Origin of the sequence: Undibacterium sp. TJN19 (genome assembly GCF_049339485.1) — a bacterium.
GTDB lineage: Bacteria > Pseudomonadota > Gammaproteobacteria > Burkholderiales > Burkholderiaceae_D > Undibacterium.
This window is the reverse complement of record NZ_JBMPPL010000029.1, coordinates 1-6,609: the sequence shown is the minus strand read 5'-3', so window position 1 is coordinate 6,609 and position 6,609 is coordinate 1. Positions and strand designations below refer to the sequence as shown.

Genomic DNA, 6,609 nt, shown 5'->3' with positions numbered 1-6,609 from the left:
TGCACCAGCCCGACGCCATCGCCGTTGTCGATGGTGCCCACCAGATCAGCTATCGCGAACTCGACCGCCGTGCCAACCGCCTGGCCCACTACCTGATCGCCCAGGGCGTCGTTGCCGACAACTGCGTAGGTCTCTGCGTAGAACGCTCTGCCGACATGATCGTTGGCTTACTGGGCATCTTAAAAGCCGGCGCCGCCTACGTCCCGCTCGACCCCGCCTATCCGGCCAGCCGCCTCCAGCACATGATTGCCACCAGCGCCTGCAAACTGATACTGAGCGAACAACACCTGCTCGAAGAACTCAGCTTCCTCAGCGACTACCAGACCCTGCCGCTTGACGGCCACTGGCACCATGCCCTCCTGGGCCGCTACAGCGACACTGCCCCAGAACTGACAGTCGTACCCGACCAGCTCGCCTACATCATCTTCACCTCCGGCAGTACCGGCGTGCCCAAAGGTATCGCGATTAATCACAAGAGCATTGTGCGTTTGGTGTTCAATGGCTTTGTGCCTTTCCCTGACTTGCAAGCTTATCTGTGCGCTGCTTCGCTGTCATTTGACGCCTTTACTTTCGAACTTTGGGGCGCTTTGCTGCATGGGAAAAAATCAGTATTGTTTGAATTCAAGTCGAATTCCCTGGACGCATTGGGTGAGACTATCCGCAATCACCGTGTCGAATGTGCCTGGCTGACCGCAGCGCTGTTTAATCAGGTCATTGTCAATGCCGGGCAATCCCTGCGTGACCTGAAATATTTATTGGTTGGTGGTGAAGCCTTATCGAAAGAACATATCCAGCGTGCCTTGGATGAAATACCTGCGGTTACCCTGGTCAACGGTTATGGCCCGACTGAAAATACCACCTTTTCATGCACCTATACCATACGTGAGCGTGATACCAGTGGTTTGACCTCCATCCCTATCGGTGTGCCCATAGACCATAGCCTGGCCTATGTCCTTAATGAGCAGGCAGGCTTGTTACCGACAGGATGTGTCGGTGAATTGTTTGTCGGTGGTGAAGGCCTGGCTCGCGCCTACATAAACCAGCCAGCGTTGACGGCAGAAAAATTCATTCCTCACCCTTACAGCAAAGTGCCAGGTGCGCGGCTGTATCGGACCGGTGATCTGGTCAGGCAACGCCAGGATGGCAACATCGAATACATAGGCCGTGCTGATAACCAGGTCAAGGTACGTGGTTTCAGGATAGAGCTCGGTGAAATTGAGAGTGTGATTGCCCAGCATGCCGCCGTCAGCGATGTAGCAGTCATCGTGCAGATCGAGCAAGCCAACCAGGGCCAACTGGTCGCCTATATTGTCACAGATAAAACACAACTCGGCGAAGATGTTGATATCAAGGCTGCCTTGCTAAGTCATTTGCAGGGACGCATTCCTGACTATGCCATCCCGGGTGCCTTTGTTCTGATGGATATATTTCCATTGACACGCAATGCCAAACTGGACAGGGCACGCTTGCCAAAACCGGATGAATCTGCCTACGCCCGCAAGCGGTATGTGGCGCCCAAAACAGATATGGAAGAAAAACTGGTAGCCCTCTGGAAGAAAAACCTTGCAGTCGACCAGCTTGGCACGGAAGATAATTATTTCGCGATTGGCGGTGATTCCATCCGTTCCATTTCACTGGTTGCCGAAGCTAAAAAAACGGGCCTGTTTTTTGCGATAAGGGATTTATTTGCCAACCCTACCATAGCCAGCCTGGCGGGTGTCGTCAAAGAAGGCGAAGCTGATGCCGGCAAGCGGGCTGAAGTTGCTGCATTCACCTTGCTGACTGATAACGAGCGTTCGCAATTGCCGCAGACAGTTGATGGCCATGTTGTCGAAGATGCCTATCCGCTGTCCTTGCTGCAACAAGGCATGCTGTTCCATTCGCTGCGTGATCCTGAACTCAATATTTATCAGAATGTACTGTCCTTCCTGCTGGAACTGGAATGGAATGAAAGCCGCTTCCGCCTGGCACTTGAATCGCTGATTACAATTCATCCTATCCTGCGCACGGTTTTCCATCTCGATGCAGACCGTCCATTGCAACTGGTGATAGAAAATCCGGATATCGGTATCAAGGTTTTCGATCTCGCTGATAAAAAAGCAGAAGATTTACAGACCCTGGTTCTTGAACTCCAAGACAGGGAACTGGAAAATGGTATTGCACTGACAGCACCATGGCGCGTATTCGTCTGCCTGTTGCCGAAGGGTAGAATTTTGCTCAATTTCGTCATTCATCATGCACTGATGGATGGCTGGAGTGACGCCAGTTTCATCAAGCAGGCCCTGGAAGTCTATGCCTTGCTGATGAAAGGTGAGGCTGCGCCACAGTTGCTGCAACCGCCGCGTTTCAGCAATTTTATCGCCCTCGAACAAGAAGCATTGGCATCAGTCCAGTACAGGCAATACTGGAAGGCAGAGCTGGAAGGCGTCAGGGTGCCCTGGTGGAGCGCCAGTCAAAAAACCGCCAGCGTGCGCTTTGAATGTCCGGTCAGTGCAGATACCAGCAAAAGAGTATCGGTACTGGCTGATGCGCTGAAGGTGCAGGAAAAAAGCATCTGGTGCGCTGTCTACCTGAGCCTGATCAGCCTGCTTGATGGCAGCCAGAAAGCCGTCGGCTCGGTAGTGACGCATGGCCGCCCTGAAATTGCCAATGGCGAACACATGCTTGGCTTGTTCCTCAATGCATTACCTTTGCCATTTGATCTTCAAGGCATGAAGTGGAATGCGTTAATCAAATATACCGATACCCGGCTTGGTGATTATTACAATATCCGTCATTATCCCCTGGCTGCCATACAGTCTGATACGGGTCTGGATTTTGCCGCCTCTGCGTTTAACTACACCAATTTCCATCTTTACAAAAATGCCAATGTTGGTACTGAGCTTGATGTAGGTGGTGGTTTTGATGAAACCAATTACAGGCTGCTGGTCAATGTCAGGAAGAATGAAGCAGATTCTACCCACTTCTTCCTGATCAATGCAGAACCCACGGTATTTGATCAGGCCATGCGTGCGCGCATTGTCGGCTATGTCGCTTCCATTATTGATGAATTAACCAACAACACCGATGCGGCAATCGATAAGGCAATACTGTTGAAAACAGAAATTTCCTCTTTGCAGCAAGATGTCAAAGTTGAAAAATTCCCCGATATTTGTGTGCACGAAAGCATAGAACTGCATGCAAAGACCCAGCCCGATGCGACCGCACTGATATTCAATGGTAACAGCCTGACTTACCAGGAATTGAATCAGCGCGCCAATCGTCTTGCCCATTGTCTGCGCGAACGTGGTGTTGCCCTGGAAACGCCGGTTGGCGTATGCCTGCCTCCATCATTTGATCTCGTCATCAGTATATTGGCCGTGCTCAAGGCCGGTGGCTGTTATGTACCCGTCGACCCCAATTATCCTGCCAGTCGCAGGGATTATGTCATCGACAATTCGGCAGTGAATGTCATCCTCACGCATCAGCAGTATATTGTTTCAAAACTGGCCCACATCACGGATGTGTCGCTGATCGCTGTGGATGAAGTCGCAGCAGAAGAGGGCGCATTCGTTCATTATCCTGCTAGCGATCTGAATACCCGTCACCTGGGGCTGACGCCGGCAAATGCTGTGTATGTGATTTACACATCGGGTTCGACGGGTAAGCCAAAGGGTGTACTGGCAACACACCAGGCCCTGATAAATCGCCTGTATTGGGCGCAGCAAACATTTGGCGTGGAGGCAGATGATATATTTTGCCAAAAAACACGCATCGGTTTTGTGGACCATGCTGCTGAAATATTCCAGGCGCTGGTAGCTGCCCGCCCGCTGCTGATTGTTCCTGAAGAGCAGGCTGGTTCACCGCTGCATTTGCTCGAAAGCCTGGCACATCATGACATCACCAGGATCACACTGGTGCCTTCCCTGCTGAAAGCCATGCTCGCCATTGGACAGCCCCTGCCACAGCTGCGGCACATTTTCTGTAGCGGTGAAGCGCTGGCCCTGGGGGATGACTTTGCCGCCCTCAGCCATTGCTTCCCCAATGCCAGCTTGTATAACGTCTATGGTTCAACCGAAGTCGGTGCTGACGTGACCTGTCATCATGTTGAACAGCTCAAGGCCCTGAAGCCAGGCGCAGTTCCCATCGGTCATGCCATCAGCAATACGTCTGCCTTTGTGCTTGATGAACAGTTCAATCGTGTGCCCATTGGGGTGGTTGGTCAACTGTATATAGGTGGTGCCGGTCTGGCGCGCGGCTATCTCCATAACGCAGCTGAAACGGCAAAAAGTTTCATACCGAATCCATTTACTCAATCTGGCTCAGCAGGCGAACGACTTTATAAAATGGGCGACATGGTGCGCATGTCGGCAGATGGTTGCCTGGAATATGTAGGGCGGCGTGATCACCAGGTGAAGATACGCGGCTTCCGTATTGAACTGGCCGAGATTGAACAGGCGGCCAGTCGCCTGCCACAGGTACAACAAGCGGTGACCAAGGTATGGGAAGGGCAGGGCAGTGCGGATAAAAAAATCGTGCTGTATCTGACCACCACTGCCAAAGCACTTGAACATGGCGAATTGAAGCGCAATCTGCGCAAGCAATTGCAGCAGACCTTGCCTGATTATATGTGGCCAGCGTCGATCAGCTTACTCGAAAGCATGCCGCTGACACCCAGCGGCAAACTCGACCGTCATGCCTTGCCATTGCCTGTAGAAGAAACAGGCGACAGCGACTTCATCGCCCCGGCAGGCACGACAGAAGAAATACTGGCTAGTTTATGGACAGAACTGTTACGCCGGTCACGTGTTGGCCGCCAGGATAATTTCTTCGAACTGGGCGGTCATTCACTGATTGCCACGCAATTATTGTCACGCATCAGGGAAGTATTTTCCTGCACGCTGCCAATGCGGCAATTGTTTGAACATCAGACACTGGAAGAACAGGCCAGGGCGATTGATGCCTTTAAATATGTGACACAGAAAGAAGATGTGCGCACTATTGAACCTGTGCCACGTACCGAGCACCTGGCCTTGTCCTATGCGCAACAACGCTTGTGGTTCCTCGATCAATTGATGGGCCCTGGCCCGACTTACAATATCCCGCTCGCGCTGAGATTGTCGGGCAATCTGCAAGTTGATTACCTGGTCAGCAGCCTCAATGAAATATTGAAGCGACATGAAGTCTTGCGCACCCAGTTTTCAAAATACAAGGGTGAGGCAGTCCAGGCGATACGGCCTTTCCAGTACATGGACATTGCGGTGGAAGAAGTCAGCAGCCACAATGAGCTGGAAAGTATATGGATAGGAGAAAAGAACTACTGCTTCAACCTGACCGCAGATTTGCTGGTCAGGTTCCGCATCGTCAGGGACTTGTCTGACATCACCCCGTCTTATGTATTGTTTGTGGTTTTTCACCACATCGTCTCGGATGGCTGGTCACTGGGTATTTTCTTCCGTGAACTCATAGAAAACTATCAGGCGCTGGAAAGTGCCAAACCGGTTAACCGTGCCAGCTTAAGAATTCAATACCCGGACTTTGCCCATTGGCAGCGCGACTGGCTCAATGGCAGCATGCGTGATACGCAACTGGCCTACTGGCGTGATCGCCTGGCAGGTTTGCCAACCAGCCTTGACCTGCCTTTTGACCGTGCGCGACCACCAGAACAGACCTTCAATGGTGAAAGCATCTCCATCAGCGTGCCGAAAGACTTGTCAGACCAGCTTCAGCAATTGAGCCGCAAACAAGGTGCAACCCTGTTCATGACACTGATTTCTGCTTATGCAATTTTGCTGGGGCGTTATGCACGCCAGGATGATGTCGTCATCGGCACGCCGGTGGCCAATCGCAGTATCCGTGAAGCCGAAGAACTGATCGGTTTCTTTGTCAATACTGTCGCAATCCGTAACCGTATTCCTGGTGACTTGCGCTTTACAGATTTCCTGAAGTCCACGCGTGAAAATTGCCTCGATGCCTATGCGCACCAGGATATACCGTTTGAATTTCTGGTGGAAAGTCTCAATCCACAACGCAGCCTCAGTCATTCACCGATTTTCCAGGTGATGTTCATCCTTCAAAACACACCTGTTGAAGCAGCATCTTTCAATGAAGTTGATATTTTGCCGGTTGAATTCCATACCCGCCAAAGTAATGCCCGTTTTGATCTGACAATGGGCCTCAAAGAAACAGCGGATGGCATTATCGGTAGCCTGGAATTCAATACCGACCTGTTCAACCGTTCTACCATGCTCCGCTTTGCTGCCTGTTATGAATACCTGCTGGAGCAAATCGTCTCGCATCCGCAACTGGTCATCGATGACCTGAAGATGATTCGTGAACCGGAAATGCAGCAACAACTGACGACCTGGAACGCAACGGCGATGGCCTACCCCGAGAGCCAGACCCTGCACGGCCTGTTCGAAGCCCAGGTTGCCATTGCCCCCGGCAAGACAGCCCTCATCGCCGGCAGCACCAGCCTCAGCTACCAGCAACTCAACGACCGTGCCAACCAGCGTGCTGCCGTCTTACTGTCCCTCGGCGTTGCGCCAGAAGACTGCGTCGGCATCTGCCTCAACCGCACCGCCGAAAGCCTCATCAGCATCCTCGCCGTCTTGAAAGCCGGTGCCTGCT

1 protein-coding gene is annotated in these 6,609 nt (G+C 52.1%); it reads left to right on the top strand.

The window, feature by feature from the left end:
• The coding region (locus ACO0LH_RS28235; protein ID WP_422944488.1) for an amino acid adenylation domain-containing protein at window positions 1–6,609 on the top strand (6,609 nt) is incomplete at both ends.